The organism is Autumnicola patrickiae, assembly GCF_031846525.1.
Lineage (GTDB): Bacteria > Bacteroidota > Bacteroidia > Flavobacteriales > Flavobacteriaceae > Autumnicola > Autumnicola patrickiae.
This window is the reverse complement of record NZ_JAVRHM010000001.1, coordinates 424,970-444,553: the sequence shown is the minus strand read 5'-3', so window position 1 is coordinate 444,553 and position 19,584 is coordinate 424,970. Positions and strand designations below refer to the sequence as shown.

Below are 19,584 nucleotides of genomic sequence, written 5' to 3'. Positions count from 1 at the left end.
ACAGATTTTTCACAATAATTAGATAGCAGCATATATTATGGCTAGAAATAATGATAAGAATACAGTACAGAGATTTGACAAAATCTCTATCGGTTTAGCTTCTCCCGAGTCAATCCTTGCGGAATCTCGTGGTGAAGTCCTTAAGCCGGAAACTATCAATTATCGTACGCACAAACCAGAGCGTGACGGACTATTCTGTGAGCGTATTTTCGGTCCTGTAAAGGATTATGAATGTGCCTGTGGAAAGTATAAAAGAATTCGTTACAAGGGGATCGTATGTGACCGTTGTGGTGTAGAGGTAACAGAAAAGAAGGTACGTAGGGATCGTGTGGGGCACATTAATTTGGTAGTTCCTGTAGCACATATCTGGTATTTCCGTTCTTTACCAAATAAAATAGGTTACTTGCTTGGTCTTCCATCCAAGAAACTGGATATGATTATTTACTACGAAAGATATGTAGTAATTCAGGCCGGTAATGCCAAAAATGAAGAAGGTGATCCTATTAAGAAGATGGATTTCCTTACTGAAGAAGAATATCTGAATATTTTAGATAGTCTTCCGCAGGAAAACCAATACCTGGAAGATAGCGATCCAAACAAGTTTATAGCTAAGATGGGAGCCGAATGTCTCATAGAAATCCTTAAGAGAATCGATCTTAATGAACTTTCTTACGAATTAAGACATAAAGCAAACAACGAAACTTCCAAGCAACGTAAGACTGAAGCTCTTAAAAGACTTCAGGTTGTTGAAGCACTTCGTGATGCCAATAAGAACCGCGAAAATAATCCGGAGTGGATGATCATGAAGGTTGTACCGGTTATTCCGCCGGAACTTAGACCTTTGGTGCCTCTTGATGGTGGACGTTTCGCAACTTCAGATTTAAATGATCTTTACAGAAGGGTTATCATCCGTAACAACCGTCTTAAAAGATTAATGGAGATCAAAGCTCCTGAAGTTATCTTGCGTAACGAAAAACGTATGCTTCAGGAATCTGTAGATTCTCTGTTTGATAACACAAGAAAATCTTCAGCAGTAAAAACTGACTCTAACCGTCCTCTAAAATCCCTTTCAGATTCATTGAAAGGTAAACAAGGTCGTTTCCGTCAGAACTTACTTGGTAAGCGTGTAGATTATTCAGCACGTTCGGTAATTGTTGTAGGACCTGAACTTAAGATGTTCGAGTGTGGTCTTCCAAAAAATATGGCAGCAGAACTTTACAAGCCTTTCGTAATCAGAAAACTGATTGAAAGAGGAATTGTAAAAACAGTAAAATCTGCTAAGAAAATTATAGATAAAAAAGAGCCTGTGGTATGGGATATCCTTGAGAATGTTCTTAAAGGTCACCCGGTACTGCTTAACCGTGCTCCTACGCTTCACCGTTTAGGTATTCAGGCATTCCAGCCAAAACTTATTGAAGGTAAAGCGATACAGTTACACCCATTAGCGTGTACGGCATTTAACGCCGATTTTGATGGTGACCAGATGGCGGTTCACCTTCCACTCGGGCCAGAGGCTATTTTGGAAGCACAGATGTTAATGTTGGCTTCTCATAATATTCTTAACCCTGCGAACGGTTCCCCAATTACGGTTCCTTCTCAGGATATGGTTTTGGGTCTGTACTATATGACCAAACTTAAGAAATCGACAGATGAAGAAAAGGTAAAAGGTGAAGGCCTTACTTTCTATTCTACTGAAGAGGTTATTATTGCTTACAACCAGAAGAAAGTAGATCTTAATGCCGGAATTAAAATTCGTGCGAAAGATTTCAATGAAGCTGGTGAACTGGTTTACCAGATTATAGAAACTACTGTTGGTAGGGTATTATTTAATGAATCTGTTCCTGAAAGAGCCGGATATATTAATGAGGTACTTACCAAGAAAAACCTGCGTGAAATTATTGGGAACATCCTTAAGGTCACCAGCGTACCTGAAACTTCTGAATTCCTTGATAGTATCAAAGGACTTGGATATGGATTTGCATTCCGTGGCGGACTTTCCTTCAGCTTAGGGGATATTATTATTCCTGAAGAGAAGCAAGCTATGATTGATGAAGCTAACGAACAGGTAGAGGGCATCATCGGGAATTATAACATGGGTCTTATTACCAATAACGAACGTTACAATCAGGTTATTGATATCTGGACTTCTACCAATGCAGGATTAACTGAATTGGCTATGAAGCGAATCCGTGAAGATAAACAAGGATTCAACTCTGTATATATGATGCTTGATTCCGGAGCCCGTGGATCTAAAGAGCAAATTCGTCAGTTAACCGGTATGCGTGGGTTGATGGCCAAGCCTAAGAAATCTAGTTCTGGAGGTGGTGAAATTATTGAAAACCCAATTCTTTCTAACTTTAAGGAAGGGCTTTCAATTCTTGAATACTTTATCTCAACTCACGGTGCACGTAAAGGTCTTGCCGATACCGCACTTAAAACTGCCGATGCTGGTTACTTAACCCGTCGTTTAGTGGATGTGTCACAGGATGTTATTGTAAATGATGAAGACTGTGGAACTCTAAGAGGGGTAGAAGTACGATCACTTAAGAAAAATGAAGAAATTGTAGAGTCTCTAGGAGAACGTATTTTAGGACGTATTTCCCTGCATGATGTCAAAAATCCGCTAACCGAAGAATTGATTGTTGCGGCGGGCGATGAGATCACAGAAGCTGCAGTTAAGAAAATAAATGAAGCTCCTATTGAGAGCGTAGAAGTACGCTCGCCGCTTACTTGTGAAGCGAAAAAAGGAATTTGTGTGAACTGTTACGGTAGAAACCTTGCCACTAATAAACTGGTTCAAAGAGGTGAAGCTGTTGGTGTTGTGGCGGCCCAATCTATTGGTGAGCCCGGTACACAGCTTACATTGCGTACCTTCCACGTGGGTGGTATTGCAGGTAACATTTCAGAAGAAAATAAACTTATCGCTAAGCTTAACGGTGTTGCCGAAATTGAAGACCTTAAAGTGGTTCGAGGAGAGGCGCCTGACGGAAGTACATCAGATATCGTGATTTCACGTACTGCTGAACTTAAAATTAAAGATAAGAAAACAGGAGTGGTGTTGAGTAACAATAACATTCCTTACGGTTCTCAAATCTTTATTGAAGATGGGGCAGAAGTTTCCAAAGGTGACATTGTTTGCCAGTGGGATCCATACAACGGTGTAATTATTTCTGAATTTGCCGGTAAGATTAAGTATGAAAATATAGATCAGGGTGTTACTTATCAGGTTGAAATTGATGAGCAGACAGGTTTCCAGGAGAAAGTAATTTCTGAATCCAGAAACAAAAAGCTTATTCCAACACTTCATATTTTAGGTAAGAAAGACGAAGTAATCCGTTCTTACAACCTACCTGTGGGAGCTCACCTTATGGTGGACAATGAAGAGAAAATTGGTGTAGGTAAGATTCTTGTTAAGATACCGCGTAAATCTTCTAAAGCAGGGGATATTACAGGTGGTCTTCCAAGGGTAACCGAATTGTTTGAAGCTCGTAATCCATCAAATCCTGCTGTAGTAAGTGAGATTGACGGTGTGGTTTCCTTCGGAAAAATTAAGCGTGGTAACCGCGAAATCATTGTAGAATCCAAACTTGGAGAAGTTAAAAAGTACCTTGTAAAACTTTCTAACCAGATCCTTGTTCAGGAAAACGATTATGTTCGTGCAGGTATGCCGCTTTCTGATGGTTCTATTACACCAGAGGATATCCTTAACATTAAAGGGCCAAATGCTGTACAACAGTATCTTGTGAACGAAGTTCAGGAAGTTTATAGACTACAGGGTGTGAAGATTAATGATAAGCACTTTGAAGTTGTAGTACGTCAAATGATGCGTAAAGTACGTATTGTTGATCCGGGAGATACGATTTTCCTTGAAAACCAACTGGTACACAAAGCAGACTTTATTGAAGAAAATGATAAAATTTTCGGAATGAAGGTAGTGGAAGATGCAGGTGATTCAGAAAATCTTAGACCTGGACAAATCCTTTCTCCAAGGGAATTAAGGGATGAAAACTCTATTCTTAGAAGAGAAGATAAGAACCTTGCTACTGCAAGAGACGTGACTGCTGCAACGGCGACTCCGGTTCTTCAGGGTATTACAAGGGCTTCACTTCAAACCAAATCATTTATCTCGGCTGCTTCCTTCCAGGAAACTACAAAAGTACTGAACGAGGCTGCAGTTAGTGGTAAGATAGATTACTTAGAAGGATTGAAAGAGAACGTAATTGTAGGTCATAAAATACCTGCAGGTACGGGAATGCGTAAATATGATAGCATTATTGTTGGTTCTAAAGAAGAATTCGACCAGATGCTTGAGAAAAAGCAGGAAGTTAATTATAACTAATACTTTAATTCAGGGGCCGCAATTTGCGGCCCCTGTTTTTTTACTATACATCAGATCCCGGCCTTCGTCGGGATTTTTTGTACTTTTATATGACATGAAAATTATAATAATATGAGCGAAGAAAAAAAGTCCAAAAAAGGACAAATCAATATAGAACTGGATGAAAGTGTTGCTGAAGGTATCTATTCAAATTTGGCAATTATCAACCATTCTGTTTCAGAGTTTGTGGTAGATTTTGTGAATATCATGCCCGGTAAACCTAAGAATAAGGTTAAATCAAGGATAATTCTTACTCCGCAGCATGCAAAAAGACTTTTAAAAGCTCTTGGAGATAATGTACAACGATTTGAAAAGGCACACGGGGAAATTAAGGATTATGAAAAGGCACCGCTTCCTTTAAATTTTGGTCCTACAGGTCAGGCGTAAGACTTTTTGAAAAGGAGGACGAAATTTGGCGATTTTTGACTCCTCTCTAGAACCTTACAGATTTTAACCTTAAGTTTATCAACTGTAAATGACTTAAAGACGTGTTAGGTTTTAAGAAGCTGACACGTCTTGTTATATAAGATCATTTTTGAACTATTTCGAACTCCTGTTATTATTATTTTTCGATATTTCTTCTGCAAATTCCGTAAATTAGGTGGAAACACTGTAAATACGCATACTTTCAGCCAATTAAATCCATCAGATTATGTCAGACGCTACTGTAAATTCAGAACCAACAAAACGTATTGCGGCAATAGACATGGGAACCAATTCCTTCCATGCTGTTTTAGTAGATATCTATCCTGACGGTAGTTTCCGGACGGTAGATAAGCTGAAGGAAATGGTAAAACTTGGTGAAAAGGGAATGGATAACCACCTGAGTGAAGAGGCGATGGAAAGAGGTCTGGAGGCTTTAAAGAGGATCAAGTTTTTATGTGATCGGCAAAATGTGGAACAAATTCTGGCCTATGCGACCAGTGCAATTAGAGAAGCGGCCAATGGCGGTGATTTTATTCAGCAAATTATAGATGAAACAGGGATAAAGGCGAGGGCGATATCAGGAAAAATGGAAGCTGAAATGATAGCTTATGCGGTAAAACACGGAATTGCCCTTTCTGAAGAAATGGTGCTGATGGTGGATATTGGAGGAGGTAGTGTTGAATTTATAATTGGAAATAAAGATGAATCTGTTTATTTCACCAGCGTAAAACTGGGAGTAGCCAGGATGGCAGCGCGTTTTGTTGAGTCAGATCCTATCAAGAAGAAGGAAATTGCAGCATTAAATGAGCACTTCGAAAAGGAACTCAGCGAAGTTGCTAAGAATCTTAAGATATATAACGTAAAGACAATAGTGGGATCTTCGGGAACCATGGAAAATATTGGGGCAATGGTGGCTGGACGTAATGCTATTACAGCCGATATGACGCTCAATGAACTTCAGTTTAATTCTGAAGAGTTCCTGGATTTTTACAACCACTTTATAAAACTGGATATAAAGAAACGTTCAAAGGAAAAAGGTCTGGAAGAAAAGAGACTGGATATTATCAACCCGGGAATGGTTCTTCTCAAATTTCTAATTGAAGAATTTAAGATCGAAAATGTGAAAATTTCGGAGTCGGCTTTGAGGGAAGGAATGATCCTGAATTTTATTGATAAAGAAAGTGAACAACTTAATCTTGAACTGGTGGGGCATTTTCCAGACCCGCGTAAGAGAAGTGTTTATGAGCTTTTGCACAAATGTAACTGGCCGGAGCAGCATAGCACGCATGTTACAAGCTTTGCGCTCCAATTATTTGATGAATTTCAGGATGATTTAAAGTTACCTGAATCTGACCGGGAACTTTTCGAGTATGCCAGTCTCATGCACGACATTGGTTATTATATTTCTCACCGTAAGCACCACAAACATGCGCTTTATTTAATCCGGAATTCTGATTTGCTTGGCTTTAAAGAAGACGAAATAAACCTTATGGCTAACGTTGCACGCTATCACCGCAGATCTACTCCGCACAAACGACACAAGAGATACAAAGATCTGGATAAGAATTTACGGAAGCGTGTAAAGAAACTCTCTGCATTATTACGAGTGGCAGATGGCCTGGATCGGAGCCATTATCAAAATGTCCAGGAACTTGAAATTAAAAAAGGTAAGGAAGAGATAACGCTTGTTATAACTACTTATAGCGACCCTCAGTTGGAAATTTGGGGAACCCTGCGCAAATCTGAACTTTTTGAAAAGGTGACCGGTAAAAAGTTGAAAATATTTTCAGTTATAAAAGAAGAAGTAGCAGCAATTTAATTAAAGGAAACCGGCAACCTTTTTACAATGTTATTCAAAACCTGACTAAAGGTCGATAATTGCCTCTTTGGAGCGTCCTCGTTTTTTTATTTAGCAGCAATTTTGAAACAAATTCAGCATTAAGACTGAGCATGTAGAAACCCCCTTTCTGTTTCTTCTATTAATCTATTCCGAATATTTTTTGAAATAAATCCTGGCCGCCTTCATAACCCTTGGCGCGAGAATCAAAGTAGAAATCATTGTCGGGATTGCCATCAGCGCAAAAAATCCGTCGATAAGGTTGATCATCATGCTGAGGGAAGTTGTGGCACCAACAAGAATACTAAGTATATAGAAGTAATTATAATAATGTTTGTTTTTGGCACCCAGTAAAAAGTTCAGGCATTTTGTTCCGTAGTAGGAATAAGAGAAAAGAGAGGAAATACTGAAAGCCGCAATACACAACAGCAACACATAATCCCCAACATACGGAATGGAATTTTTGAAAGCTGCTGCAGTAAGACTAACGCCATTAGCATCGCTGCTTTGCCACACTCCGGTCACCAGAATGGCGAGCGAGGTAAGTGTACAAACCACCAGCGTATCTATTGCAGGACCCAGCATGGCCACCAGACCTTCGCGCACAGGTTCTGAAGTCTTACTTGCGCCGTGAGCCATCGTGGCAGTTCCAATCCCTGCTTCGTTTGAAAATGCTCCTCTTCGGATTCCTAAAATCATTAATCCACCTACAATTCCTCCGAAAAGCGGTTCGCCCTTGTAGTTTTCAGCAGCAAAAGCATCGGTAAAAATCATAGACATATAACCGGGCAACTCTTCAAAATTTACAAAAAGGATGACAATTACAGCTACAAAATAAACAGCAACCATTGCCGGAACCAGTTTAGAAACGGTGCGGCTAATTCTATGAAGTCCGCCAAGGATTACTGCAGAAGTGATTATTGTAAGGATGATACCAATGATAAGATTTGTTACAAATCCCGTCTCCACACCCTGAGGTTCCAGTAAAATTGAGTTAATTGCCTGGGTTAACTGATTTACATTGAAAACCGGTAAAGCTCCTACCAAGCCTGCTACCGCAAAAAAGACTGCCAGAGGTTTCCAGCTTTTCCCAAGACCTTCCACAATATAATACATGACCCCGCCTTGCACGTTTCCTTCAGTGTCTTTTCCGCGATACATTACCGCTAAAGTATTGGTGAAAAACTTGGTAGACATTCCCACAATCGCACTAATCCAAAGCCAGAAAACAGCTCCAGGGCCTCCAATTGCAATGGCCACAGCTACGCCGGCAATATTTCCCATTCCTACTGTAGAAGACAGCGCTGTAGATAAAGCCTGAAAATGATTAATTTCTCCCGGCGCGTTGGGATCATCGTATTTACCCCGAAGCAAATCCAGCGAATGTCCCAGGTAACGAAAAGGAAGAAATCGGGAAAGGATCAATAGATACAATCCCCCACCAATTAGCAGGATCACCAGGGGCAGGCCCCATACGAGCGAAGCAAATTGGGCAATAAGCTCATTCAGTTGATCCATAGAATATCTGGTTTCGCCCGAAAATACTAAATAAATAGGTAGTCCCCGTAAAAACTTTGCTTCTGCTTAAAATTCAGAAGTAAAGTGAAATTTAATATCCGGGTATTTCTGCTGAGTCATTTGCAGGGAAAACTGTGAGTCGGCTAAAAATACCAGCTGGCCTTGTTTGTCTTTCGCCAGGAATTTTGATTTCACTCTTTTAAAATCCTTGAATTCTTCACTCTTGGGATTGTCTGCCTCTACCCAGGTTGCTTTATATACATTCAGGTTCTCGTAAGTACATTTTGCGCCGTATTCATGTTCCAGCCTGTATTGTATCACTTCAAACTGAAGTGCTCCAACAGTTCCTATTACTTTTCTTCCATTTAATTCCAGGGTAAATAACTGCGCCACACCTTCATCCATCAATTGGTCGATTCCTTTTTCCAGTTGCTTGGATTTCATAGGATCGGCGTTATTTATATAACGGAAGTATTCCGGAGAAAAACTAGGAATTCCGCGGTACATCAGGTTTTCACCTTCAGTTAAAGTGTCTCCGATTTTAAAATTTCCGGTGTCGTGCAAACCAACAATATCGCCGGGATAGGAAACATCCACTATTTCCTTCCGTTCAGCAAAAAAAGCATTCGGACTCGAAAACTTCAGGTTTTTATTATGTCTTACGTGAAGATAAGATTTGTTCCTTTCAAATTTTCCGGAGACAATTTTTATAAATGCGAGTCGGTCACGATGCTTAGGATCCATATTGGCGTGGATCTTAAACACAAAACCTGTAAAGTTTTCTTCGTCTGGTTGAACAACTCTTTCGTCACTTTCCTTTGGACGCGGAGTAGGGGCGATATTTATAAAGCAATCCAAAAGTTCGCGAACTCCAAAATTATTTAATGCAGATCCAAAGAAAACCGGTTGTAACCTTCCGGCAAGATAGGCCTCCTTGTCAAATTCGGGATAAACACCCTGCGCCAGCTCCAGTTCCTCTCTTAAAGTATCGGCAGCTTTATCGCCAATGAGTTCGTTAAGTTCTTCAGAAGCAAGATCAGAAATTTCTACAGTTTCTTCGATATCTTTCCTGGGATCGCCGGTAAATAAATTCACGTTCTGCTCCCAGATATTGTAGATTCCTTTAAAATCGTAACCCATCCCAATAGGGAAACTTAGCGGAGTCACCGTGAGATTCAGTTTTTGCTCAATTTCATCAAGTAGTTCAAAAGCGTCTTTCCCTTCACGATCCAGTTTATTAATAAAAACGATCATGGGAATATTCCGCATACGGCAAACCTCCACGAGCTTTTCAGTTTGTTCCTCAACCCCTTTTGCAACGTCAATTACCACAATGACACTGTCTACAGCGGTAAGGGTCCTGAAAGTATCTTCAGCAAAATCCTTGTGCCCGGGCGTATCCAGAATATTAATTTTGATGTCCCGGTATTCGAATGCAAGGACAGAAGTAGCTACAGAAATCCCACGCTGCCGTTCAATTTCCATAAAGTCACTGGTGGCGCCTTTTTTTACTTTGTTCGATTTTACCGCACCGGCTTCCTGGATCGCTCCTCCAAAGAGCAAAAGTTTCTCTGTAAGGGTAGTTTTACCGGCATCTGGGTGAGAAATAATACCAAAAGTCCTTCTTCTCTTTATTTCTTTCTGAAAACTCTTCATCTATTGATAATTGAAGCGCAAAAGTACTATTATTTTCAGGAATTTTTCGAAGAACTAACTTTCAAATTCTTTACTGAATAAAGGTCGATAATTGCCATTTTTAGGCATACACTTTTTTAAAAGTTCGTAACTTTCCAGATAAGCATTTGGGGCTTCATGAAATCTTTTTCAGAACATAAATTGCTGATAATGGGAATTTTACTATTAATTTTCCCTGAAATTGGTACGGCCCAGGGCCAAATGGAGCATATTGCAGCAGGTTCCTACCTCATAAACATGGGCGTAAGGCCGCAAACGGCTTCCAACGCTCTAAAACCCTATGGTTTATTGTATGATTTGCTCAAAAATGAGCAGGTTGAGGTGAAATGGGTGATAAATCCTGAAAAAGAGAAGGACGGAATCGACTTTGTGCATGAAAATATTGAATTTAGGAGCAGCTCCTTTGTTATTCCGGTATCTTATATTACCGATGAGGTAAAACAAAGGATCAAAATTTGGCAAAATAAGGGGGTGGTTGGAATTTTTGCAGTTTCGAATCTTAAATTGCCAATTTACACCACGCTTTCCATTGCACCAAAATGGACATTGGATAAGCAAAATGGCGATATTGCGCTCCCTTTCTTTGATGCTGCAGAAATTCCTACGGAAGCTTTTGGTGGGAAAAATCCGGTTAACTGGAAAAACCCTTCAGAGCTCGGAGTTTGTGACGATATCTTTGTAATGCCGCATGCCGAACCTAGATTCGAAACCCACAAGAATTTATATTATTGGAACCGCCAATATAAAGGTGCAATCTGGGCGGGCTGCCATGCTGTGAGTCAGCTGGAAAACCTGGTGGGCCAGGAAGCTGTAGCTGATGCTAAGAAACCAATTCAGCTTAATTTCCTTTCGGCGGGATTTGCAGGAGCTGGCAGTGCAGGTTTAATTCCGTATCACAAACATCGCCACGCCACGCCGCCATATGCACATCTGCAGCCGGCAGACCCTATTTCGCAATATATTGGCATCACAGATAATGCTTACTTAAACGGTTCAGAACGTGTTTTTTATCCGAAAGAGATCAATTTGTGGAGACCTGGAGTGAAGAAAATAGTTATCGATCCTTCGGCTCCCGATAATCCTTCTTTAACTAAAGCCGAAGCTGCCATTGTGGTTTACGGTCATGGTTTTGACAATCTGGAAAACGGACTTGTAATGTACCAGGCGGGGCATAGTATTTTTGGTACTTCTGAAGAGCATATTGCGGCGATGCGTACTTTCTTTAACTGGAGTTTTTATGCTGCGGAAGTAAAGCGGAAACAGAACCTGGTGAAATTTAATAATCAGGAATCCCAGGAATCTGTGGTGGCAGTTAGAGTTGGAGATGATTTGGCTAAAGCCTTGAAGTTAAACAATATATTTTTTGATCTGGACGAAGCTGAAATTAAAGCTGAAGCAAAAGAGGAGCTGGACAGGATCGTTGGTTTTATGACAGAGTATCCCGAATTGCTTATCGATGTCCGCTCACATACAGATTGCAGGGCAGATGACGATTATAACCTGAAACTTTCTGAAGCCAGGGTAGAAGCGACTCTTGATTATCTTAGAGACAAAGGAGTAGATTCAAAACGGATTTCCGGTCGCGGTTATGGTGAAACAGAAATTTTAAATGATTGCATAAATAACGTTCCATGTTCCGAAAAACAGCATAAAGTGAACAGACGGTCAGAATTTATCCTCTCCATAGATTGCTCCCGCTATTCCGGCAGGATTAAACAAAACACAAAGTAGCATTACCCTAAGAAACTATTTTGGTAAAGGTATTTCCTATTTTGTACATTTGATTTTTAATAAAAAAGATGACGAAGGAAAAGGTAATTTTAGTTAACGAAAAGGATGAGCAGATAGGCCTTATGGAAAAGATTGAGGCTCATGAAAAAGCACTCCTGCACAGGGCATTTTCCGTTTTCGTTTTTAATGAGAAGGGAGAGACCATGATTCAGCAGCGCGCACTTTCAAAATACCATTCCCCCGGTTTATGGACCAATACATGCTGCAGTCACCAGAGAGAGGGAGAAACAAATATACAGGCAGGAAAAAGACGTCTTCAGGAAGAAATGGGCTTCACAACAGATTTGAAGGATACTATTTCTTTTATTTACAAAGCTCCTTTTGATAACGGGCTTACCGAACATGAATTTGACCATATTTTAGTGGGGAAGTTTGAAGGGGAACCAGATCTGAATCCAGATGAGGTTGCAGACTGGAAGTGGATTAGCCTGGAAGATGTAGAGAAGGATATGAAGCAGAATCCTGATATTTACACCGAATGGTTTAAAATAATATTCGACAAGTATTATTCACATATAAAATCATGAGGTTAACCGTCCATAGAAAAGCACATTTTAATGCAGCCCATCGTCTTTTTAAAAAAGAATGGGATGATACGAAAAATGAAGAGGTTTTCGGGAAGTGCAGCAATCCAAATTATCACGGTCATAATTATGAACTAACGGTTTCTGTTACCGGAGAAATCGATCCTGAAACCGGATTTGTGATGGACCTTAAAATCCTGAAAGATCTTATCTACAAAGAAGTAGAACAACCTTTTGATCACAAAAACCTGAACGTGGAGGTAGAGGAATTTAAAACCCTTAACCCAACTGCAGAAAATATTGCGGTCGTGATCTGGAACAAACTTCGTAATAATTTAAGAGAAGATTTAGAGTTGATGGTTACGCTCTATGAGACTCCGCGTAATTTCGTTACCTACAAAGGAGATTAAGATGGCATTAAAAATTGGCGACAGCATTCCCGATATTGAGTTGAAGGATCAGAACGGAGATACTTTCGATTTTTCTTCGGTTAAAGGAGTTCAGCCTTTTGTTGTCTATTTTTATCCGAAGGATTTTACGCCCGGTTGTACAAAAGAAGCCTGTTCCTTTAGAGATAAATACGAGGATTTTAAGGAGTTGGGAGCAGAGGTAATAGGAATAAGTTCAGATTCTGAAGAGTCGCATCAAAAATTTGTTTCTAAGCACAACTTACCATTTATTTTTCTTTCAGATAAAGATAAAACGGCAAGGGATCTCTTTGGTGTAAAACCGAATTTGCTGGGCATGATCCCGGGAAGGGAAACATTTGTTTTCGACATGCAGGGAATATTACGATATAAGTTTAACAGTATGAGTGCGTCGCGCCATATTCCGGAAGCATTAACTGCCCTGGAGAAGATGAAATAATTACCATAAAGAAATCATTGGTGTCGGATAAAAAGTGCAGATTTTTAAGGGATGTGCTTATCACATTGGCTATACAGGCATGAATTCTGGGTAATTACTATATTTGCTTTTGAAGATTAAGTCTTAATGCTTTTTTCTTGGAGCGCAGCGATCTTGATTCTTTTTCCGCACAATTATGCAAAAAATTCTGAAACTTGCTTCAGTATTTCAAAAAATAGATTAAATTCGCAGCCGAAAATTTATTGAATATGGCAAGTAAAAGATTATTGAAAAGAGACGTGAATAATGTGATGGGGGATATTATAGATGCCGCTTATATTCACCAGGCTGCCAATCCTAACGAAGATCCTGCAAAATCTGAAGCTATTGTAGACGAAGCTATCGCTACTTTCGACGATTTAATTGCAAAGATTAACAAGAAGGATGTAGAAGATAATAAACAACACTTTAAAGAAGTAAACGAAGAATTTGAAACTAAGGCAAATGCTTTAGTAGAAAAAGTAAACGCTTTATAGTAGTTTTTTTGCCGATGTAGCTCAGCTGGCTAGAGCAGCTGATTTGTAATCAGCAGGTCGTGGGTTCGAGTCCCTCCATCGGCTCTTTGTGAAAGCCTCTCCTTTTTTGGAGGGGCTTTTTTGTGGCATTTAGTGAGGATGGTCGTCAAAAATGGCCATTATCGACCGACAGTTCTGAATAACACTGTCAGCTAAATTTTCTTCAGGAAATCTTCTTTTCGAAACGATAAAACCCGACAGGTTTTTAAAACCTGACGGGTTTGAGCTTATTAAAGAAAATGCAGAGCCAAAAATGGCAATTATCGGCCTCAATTTAGTGCAGTACGTCGAGTTCAAGCTTTTTAGAAGAATTTGCTTGTGCTTTCTGAAATTCTTCAATGTTATTCTCAATATTTTTGTTCCAGAAAGGTACCATTTCTGAAAGTTTTTCCTTCCATTGAGCAGTTCTAAGTTTTTCAGGAAAAGCAACCTTCAGTACATTGATCATAATTGGTACTGCAACCGATGCTCCAGGTGAGGCTCCTAAAAGAGCAGTTATCGTCCCGTCGGTGCTATGCACGACGTCTGTACCAAACTCCAAAATTCCACCTTGGTCTTTGTCCCTTTTTATGATCTGAACGCGTTGTCCTGCCACCCGCAAGTCCCAGTCTTCAGCTTTGGCGTTTTTTACAAAAACCCGTAAATCTTCCATGCGTTCTTTGTGACCCATGGTAACTTGTTTTATAAGATATTTCGTGAGCGGTAAATTGTGCCAGAAAACTCCCCACATGGAAGGGATGTTATCTATATTTATGGTCTTTGGTAAATCGAGTTTAGATCCCTCTTTCAGGAATTTTGTGGTAAAACCGGCAAAAGGTCCAAAAAGCAATTCTTTTTTACCATCTATATACCTACTGTCCAGATGTGGTGTAGACATTGGGGGCGCATCTGGTCCTGCTTTGCTATAAACTTTGGCATGATGTTTTTCCACTACTTCACGGTTTTTGCAGTACAGCCACTGGCCACTTACAGGAAAGCCACCGTAGCCATCTTTTTCCTTTATTTCTACCTTTTGCAACAGGGGTAAAGCTCCGCCACCGGCACCAATAAAAACATGTTCGGCATCATAATGACATTTTTCCCCGGTTTTCAGGTTCTTGGCTTCGACCTTCCATTCCTGTACTTTTTCAGGATCTATATCCAGAACTTCATGTCCGCGAAGAACAGGGATATCATATTCGGTCTCCAGAATATGAAAATATCTCTCGGTGAGTTCACCGAAATTAACTTCAGTACCAAGCTCCATCCTCGTTGCAGCCATTTTCTCATCCTTACTTCTGTTTTCCATAATAAGCGGAAACCATTCTTTAAGCGTTTCGAAATCTTCAGAAAATTCCATGCTTTTAAAGAAAGGCCAGGACTTCATTGCTTCGTAACGTTGTTTCAGAAATTTCACATCATCTTCGCCTCTTACCCAGCTGTGGTGTGGGACAGATCGGAGGAAGTTCTTGGGATTTTTGATTAATCCCTGCTCTACCAGGTAAGCCCAGAACTGTTTGGTGGTTTCAAACTGTTCAAAAATTCTAATGGCTTTAGAAACTTTAACATTGCCATTTTCTTGTTTGGGAGTGTAGTTGAGTTCGCATAAAGCCGAATGTCCTGTTCCTGCGTTGTTCCAGGCTTCAGTACTTTCCTCGGCTACTTTATCCAGCCTTTCCAGAATGAGAATCCTGGTCTTCGGTTCCAGCAGTTTCATCATTAGTGCAAGAGTGGCGCTCATTATACCACCACCAACACAGATTAAATCGTATTTATGCTCAGAAGAAATTTTAGAAGTCATACAAGTCTTTTCTCAAATTTAGAAAATTGACCTGCCAATACTTTTAAATAAATACTAATACTTTAAAAAGGAATTGTTGTAATGGAAATAAAATCAGGAGTTTTCTTCTGCGTATTCTTCTTCAATCTCTTCCTGAAGCTCTTCTTCCTGTCTCCTTTCCTTAAGGAATTTCTTTAAATCCTTTCCGTATTTAGACTTTTGCACGTCTTTGTTCAGAGAGTTGTAGATCGTGTCAAGATATTTAATATTGGCATCAAAAACTTCAGATAAGGCAAGGTATGGAGCGATTTCCAGATCTTTATTATTAATAGCGAAATTTACTGTATAGAGATATTTTCTTTTCAGGAGTTGATCATATTCCTGATCTATTTGCATCAACTTATCTTCATCCTGAGCCTGCTGTGCTTCAAAACTGGCTTTAATTAAATCCAGGTTACTATTGTTAAAACGCTTCATTATTTTGCGATATTCTACCAATTTTTCCTGATTTTTTGAACCGACAATTTTTGCCTCAGTTTCGAACTTCTCCAATTTTGTGTTAATGGTTATTTCTCCTGCATCAGCAAAAAAATCAAGCCTGTCATCATATTCAGAATTATCTATTTTATCCAGATACAGATACATTATTTGCGGACTCTCGATATAAGTTTCCAGTACAAACTGAGGATCACCCTGAATCACTACAGAGTCGAGGTTTACCATAACGGTATCTTCTATTTTCTGAAGATAAACTGTACCTTTTTTGAGCCCATCAATTCTACCACTTACCGTTAGATTGCTTTCCTTTTCAGAACATGCAGTGATACAAAAAACAAATAGTAAAAGAAGACCTAAATTTTTCATTTTAATCACAATAAATTTTGGAGCGCAAATATCATATAAATTTCCTGTTTATGCTAACCTGTGGATGCCATTTGCATTAAAATTGTACACAATATCGCACCGTAGGTCCCAACTACATAGCCAAATACAGCAAGGAGCACGCCAACTGTGGCGAGGGAAGGATGAAAGGCCGCAGCAACAACAGGAGCAGATGCTGCACCGCCAACATTTGCCTGGCTTCCTACTGCCAGGAAGAAGTAAGGTGCCTTAATTAATTTTGCGGTGACCACCAGGATTATTACATGAATGGTGATCCAGACCAAACCTATTCCAATTAATGCGGGATTATCGAAAACACTACCCAGGTCCATTTTCATCCCGATAGTCGCAACGAGAATGTAAATAAAGACGCTTCCAAGTTTACTGGCACCGGCTCCCTCATAAGATTTGAATTTGGTGAAGGATAAAATAATTCCAATGGCGGTAGCAATGGTAATCATCCAGAAAAAGGTAGAAGAGAATGAGGAAAGGGCACTTTTACTATCGCTAAAAACTTCGAAATTAGCAGAAAGAAACGCTGAAATTCCGTCGGCACCCCAATGAGCAAGCCCTACAGCACCAAAAGCCAGGGAGAGCATGACCATCAAATCTGCCAGAGATGGATTGCGTGTGACGCTTGCCGCATAATTAGAGACTCTGTTTTTTAGCTCTTCAATGGCGGAATTATCCGCTTTTAACCATTTATCGATTTTTTCATTTTTTCCAATTCCCATTAGGACAATTGCCATCCAGAGGTTCGCAACCACAATATCTACCAGTACCATCCCGCCGTAGAGGTCGGGATTATATTCGTAAATTTCCAGCATTGCCGCCTGGTTGGCGCCGCCTCCTATCCAGCTCCCGGCAATTGTTGAAAGTCCGCGCCAGATAGCATCGGGACCAGCACCCCCAATACTTTCGGGCGATATTACAGAAAATAAAAGTATGGCGAGTGGGCCTCCGACTATTATCCCAATCGTGCCGGCAAAGAACATAATGAGGGCTTTAGGGCCAAGGTTAAATACGGCTTTTAAATCTATGCTTAACGTCATTAATACCAGCGCTGCCGGTAATAAAAATCGGCTGGAAACGAAATAGAGGTTTGAGGTAGAATCATCTATTAATCCCAGCGAATTAAATATGGCAGGAATCAGGTAACACATAAGCAGTGCCGGAACTATAGCGTAAAACCTCTTCCAGAAACCTTCTTTTTGGGATGAGGTGTAGAAAACAAAGCCCAGGGCTATCATCAATAATCCAAAGACAACAGCATCATTGGTAAAGACCGGTAATTCTTCCATTTAAATAATTATGGTTACTGCGGCAAATTACAATTTAAACCGTGGTTTTTTAAAGATTTTAGGTACTTATACATCCTTTAGTTCAAAAAGCTCAATGAGGCTTTTAGCTACTCCGTCCTCAGTTCCTGCGTGGGTTACTACTTTTGCTACATCTAGCACTTCCTGTCTTGCATTTGCAACGGCTATTCCCGTACCTACACCCCTGACCATCTCCACATCATTATAATTATCACCAAATGCAACACAGTCTTTAGCATCGCACCCGTAATGCTCCTTCAGTAAAAATTGAATCGCCGAAAACTTGGAAATTTCCTTATTGGCTATTTCCAGATACGTTGATTTTGACCTGTACAGGTGGAGCTTATCTCCATACTTAGCTGAAAGGAAATCCCTGATTTTATCAATATGTTCTTCTGTTCCCATAGCCATAATTTTATGGGCACCTTTATCTTCTATTTTCCATTTTGCAATTACATCTGCATTGGATTTTATTTGCGGAGAAATTTTGGTATTGGTTTCTTCGCGGGCAGACCATTTATCTTCCCGGGGAACATACCACTCGTCATTGTGATAAAGGCTGAAATGGCAGTCCATTTCCGCATTAAATTTGTGCAGATCTTCGACAATATTTAGCGGAATAGTAGTGGAGCTTATAGCTTTATCATCCACTAAAACAAGTCCGCCGTTATAGGCAATGATTGGATAATGTTTAATTCCAAGATCATCCTGAAGGTGCCGCATAGCCGCAGGCATTCTCGCTGAAATAAGGACGAACGGGAGCTTTTCACTTATATGTTTTACAATTTTTATCGTGTGGTTTGACAGGATTCTTTCGTTATTTAACAAAGTTCCGTCTATGTCTGAAAATACAATTTTGTAAGCCATTTTTTATTTTTGGGTTTTATTTTTAGGGTGTCTTTTAGCTTCCTTTAAAGATTTATTCAGCATCCACTCAATCTGCCCATTGGTGCTCCTAAACTCGTCAGAAGCCCATTTTTCAATGGCTTTTAGCATCTCCTCATCCACTCTCAATGCAAATGCTTTTTTATTACTCATTTTTATTATTTTTCCAGATTCCGTATAAAATCTGTCATTATGGGAATCAGCTTAGGGTGCAGCGGCCGGTTGGGTTCATTATAAGACTTTGAATTTGCCAGCTGGTCGTTTCCCTGGATTTCCCTAAATACGTGATTCATATTGTCGATAATTGCCATTTCTGAGTCTGGTCTTGCTTCCTTTAGCAATTCGGATTCTTTTGTTTTTATCTGGATATCTGAAGTACCGTTAATAATTAAAACAGGCATATCCAGTTTTACAATTTCCAGAGCAGGATCAAATTGTATCCAGGAAGCCAAAAACGCCTGTACGTTTGGTCGAAACATGGATTCCAAAAATGGATGATAGTTTGTGGTGCTTCCTTTTTGCTTTATTTCATCCAAAGCAACTCTGGTGTTCTCTCTAAGATCTGGTAATTGGTTTGCAATTTGTTCCGTAATGATTTTATCAATACTTCTTCCTGCGCCAGCAAGGGAGATAAAAGCATCTGCCTTGTCTTTTGCAGCGAGTATTCCCACTAAAGAACCCTGGCTGTGCCCGGCTACAATAATTCTTTTATAACCTTTGTTTTTGCTGAAGTAATCCAGGACGGCATTGGCATCTTCAACAAAATGGGTAAAGCGGATATCCTTTTCCTGTATCCCCAACTGATTCATATTTATAATCCTTTTGTCGTACCGAAAGCTGGAAATTCCTTCTTCAGCCAAACGATGAGCCATTTTCTTAAAAGCATCGTTTTTCATCATCGGCTGGTTACTATTCCTGTCAGTAGGGCCTGATCCCGGGATTAAAATAACCAGCGAAAAAGCATTGTCTTCCAAAGGGGTTGTGAGCGTACCATTAACAAATTTATTGATCGTCAATTCTTCTTCGGTAAAAGTTTCCTGGGAAAAAATAGGCTGGATCATAAAGACCAGATATAGGCCAATAATTGTCGTTTTAAGCATATGCTTTAATTTCTGGTACTAATTAGAATTTCCGCTGTTTCAGGTTTCT

Annotated in this window: 16 protein-coding genes and 1 tRNA gene; 9 read left to right on the top strand and 8 right to left on the bottom strand. The window is 39.9% G+C overall.

Annotated elements, in window-relative coordinates; translation table 11 throughout:
- The first annotated feature begins 37 nt into the window (after positions 1–37).
- The 3 genes from rpoC to RM549_RS02020 all read left to right on the top strand — a co-directional run bounded on the left by rpoC (position 38) and on the right by RM549_RS02020 (position 6,623).
- The gene (rpoC, locus tag RM549_RS02030) at positions 38–4,339 is read left to right on the top strand and encodes a DNA-directed RNA polymerase subunit beta' (protein WP_311680169.1); all 4,302 of its coding nucleotides are present in this window, start codon (positions 38–40) and stop codon (positions 4,337–4,339) included.
- A 111-nt stretch (positions 4,340–4,450) separates the two neighbouring features.
- Positions 4,451–4,765 carry a DUF3467 domain-containing protein gene (locus RM549_RS02025; RefSeq protein WP_311680167.1) on the top strand — a complete coding sequence of 105 codons (315 nt, stop codon included), beginning with the start codon at positions 4,451–4,453 and terminating at the stop codon, positions 4,763–4,765.
- 265 nt (positions 4,766–5,030) lie between these two features.
- The gene (locus tag RM549_RS02020) at positions 5,031–6,623 is read left to right on the top strand and encodes a Ppx/GppA phosphatase family protein (RefSeq protein ID WP_311680165.1); all 1,593 of its coding nucleotides are present in this window, start codon (positions 5,031–5,033) and stop codon (positions 6,621–6,623) included.
- A 165-nt stretch (positions 6,624–6,788) separates the two neighbouring features.
- Here RM549_RS02020 and RM549_RS02015 read toward each other — a convergent pair whose 3' ends face one another.
- Together RM549_RS02015 and RM549_RS02010 are read right to left on the bottom strand one after the other, a co-directional pair.
- Positions 6,789–8,159 (bottom strand): alanine/glycine:cation symporter family protein, encoded by a 1,371-nt coding sequence (locus RM549_RS02015; protein ID WP_311680163.1) that lies wholly within the window; start codon positions 8,157–8,159, stop codon positions 6,789–6,791.
- A gap of 66 nt (positions 8,160–8,225) precedes the next feature.
- On the bottom strand, positions 8,226–9,815 hold the full coding sequence (locus RM549_RS02010; protein ID WP_311680161.1) for a peptide chain release factor 3: 1,590 nt from the start codon (positions 9,813–9,815) through the stop codon (positions 8,226–8,228).
- A gap of 189 nt (positions 9,816–10,004) precedes the next feature.
- On the opposite strand from RM549_RS02010, the gene RM549_RS02005 reads away from it, so the two are divergent.
- The 6 genes from RM549_RS02005 to RM549_RS01980 all read left to right on the top strand — a co-directional run bounded on the left by RM549_RS02005 (position 10,005) and on the right by RM549_RS01980 (position 13,635).
- Complete coding sequence (locus RM549_RS02005; RefSeq protein ID WP_311680159.1) at positions 10,005–11,585, top strand: OmpA family protein; 1,581 nt, start codon at positions 10,005–10,007, stop codon at positions 11,583–11,585.
- Positions 11,586–11,653: 68 nt separating this feature from the next.
- Positions 11,654–12,172, top strand: a complete 519-nt coding sequence (idi, locus tag RM549_RS02000; protein ID WP_311680157.1) for an isopentenyl-diphosphate Delta-isomerase — start codon at positions 11,654–11,656, stop codon at positions 12,170–12,172.
- Positions 12,169–12,579 carry a 6-pyruvoyl trahydropterin synthase family protein gene (locus RM549_RS01995; protein ID WP_311680155.1) on the top strand — a complete coding sequence of 137 codons (411 nt, stop codon included), beginning with the start codon at positions 12,169–12,171 and terminating at the stop codon, positions 12,577–12,579. Before idi ends, RM549_RS01995 begins: the two co-directional genes overlap by 4 nt.
- A 1-nt stretch (position 12,580) precedes the next feature.
- Positions 12,581–13,036, top strand: coding sequence for a peroxiredoxin (locus RM549_RS01990; RefSeq protein WP_311680153.1), 456 nt, complete (start codon positions 12,581–12,583; stop codon positions 13,034–13,036).
- 248 nt (positions 13,037–13,284) lie between these two features.
- A complete protein-coding gene (locus RM549_RS01985) occupies positions 13,285–13,551 on the top strand; it encodes a hypothetical protein (RefSeq protein ID WP_311680151.1) in 267 nt (88 codons plus the stop codon).
- A gap of 10 nt (positions 13,552–13,561) precedes the next feature.
- Positions 13,562–13,635 (top strand) — tRNA-Thr (locus tag RM549_RS01980).
- A 229-nt stretch (positions 13,636–13,864) separates the two neighbouring features.
- Here RM549_RS01980 and mqo read toward each other — a convergent pair.
- The 6 genes from mqo to RM549_RS01950 all read right to left on the bottom strand — a co-directional run bounded on the left by mqo (position 13,865) and on the right by RM549_RS01950 (position 19,535).
- On the bottom strand, positions 13,865–15,370 hold the full coding sequence (gene mqo, locus RM549_RS01975) for a malate dehydrogenase (quinone) (protein ID WP_311680149.1): 1,506 nt from the start codon (positions 15,368–15,370) through the stop codon (positions 13,865–13,867).
- A 93-nt stretch (positions 15,371–15,463) separates the two neighbouring features.
- Positions 15,464–16,213, bottom strand: coding sequence for a DUF4369 domain-containing protein (locus RM549_RS01970; protein ID WP_311680147.1), 750 nt, complete (start codon positions 16,211–16,213; stop codon positions 15,464–15,466).
- A gap of 53 nt (positions 16,214–16,266) precedes the next feature.
- The gene (locus RM549_RS01965; protein ID WP_311680145.1) at positions 16,267–17,532 is read right to left on the bottom strand and encodes a DUF819 family protein; all 1,266 of its coding nucleotides are present in this window, start codon (positions 17,530–17,532) and stop codon (positions 16,267–16,269) included.
- Positions 17,533–17,598: 66 nt separating this feature from the next.
- Positions 17,599–18,417 carry an HAD family hydrolase gene (locus RM549_RS01960; RefSeq protein WP_311680143.1) on the bottom strand — a complete coding sequence of 273 codons (819 nt, stop codon included), beginning with the start codon at positions 18,415–18,417 and terminating at the stop codon, positions 17,599–17,601.
- A 3-nt stretch (positions 18,418–18,420) separates the two neighbouring features.
- Entirely contained in the window at positions 18,421–18,588 is a 168-nt protein-coding gene (locus tag RM549_RS01955) for a type II toxin-antitoxin system antitoxin (protein WP_311680140.1), read from the bottom strand.
- A 5-nt stretch (positions 18,589–18,593) separates the two neighbouring features.
- Positions 18,594–19,535, bottom strand: coding sequence for an alpha/beta hydrolase (locus RM549_RS01950; protein ID WP_311680138.1), 942 nt, complete (start codon positions 19,533–19,535; stop codon positions 18,594–18,596).
- Between the last annotated feature and the right edge of the window lie 49 nt (positions 19,536–19,584).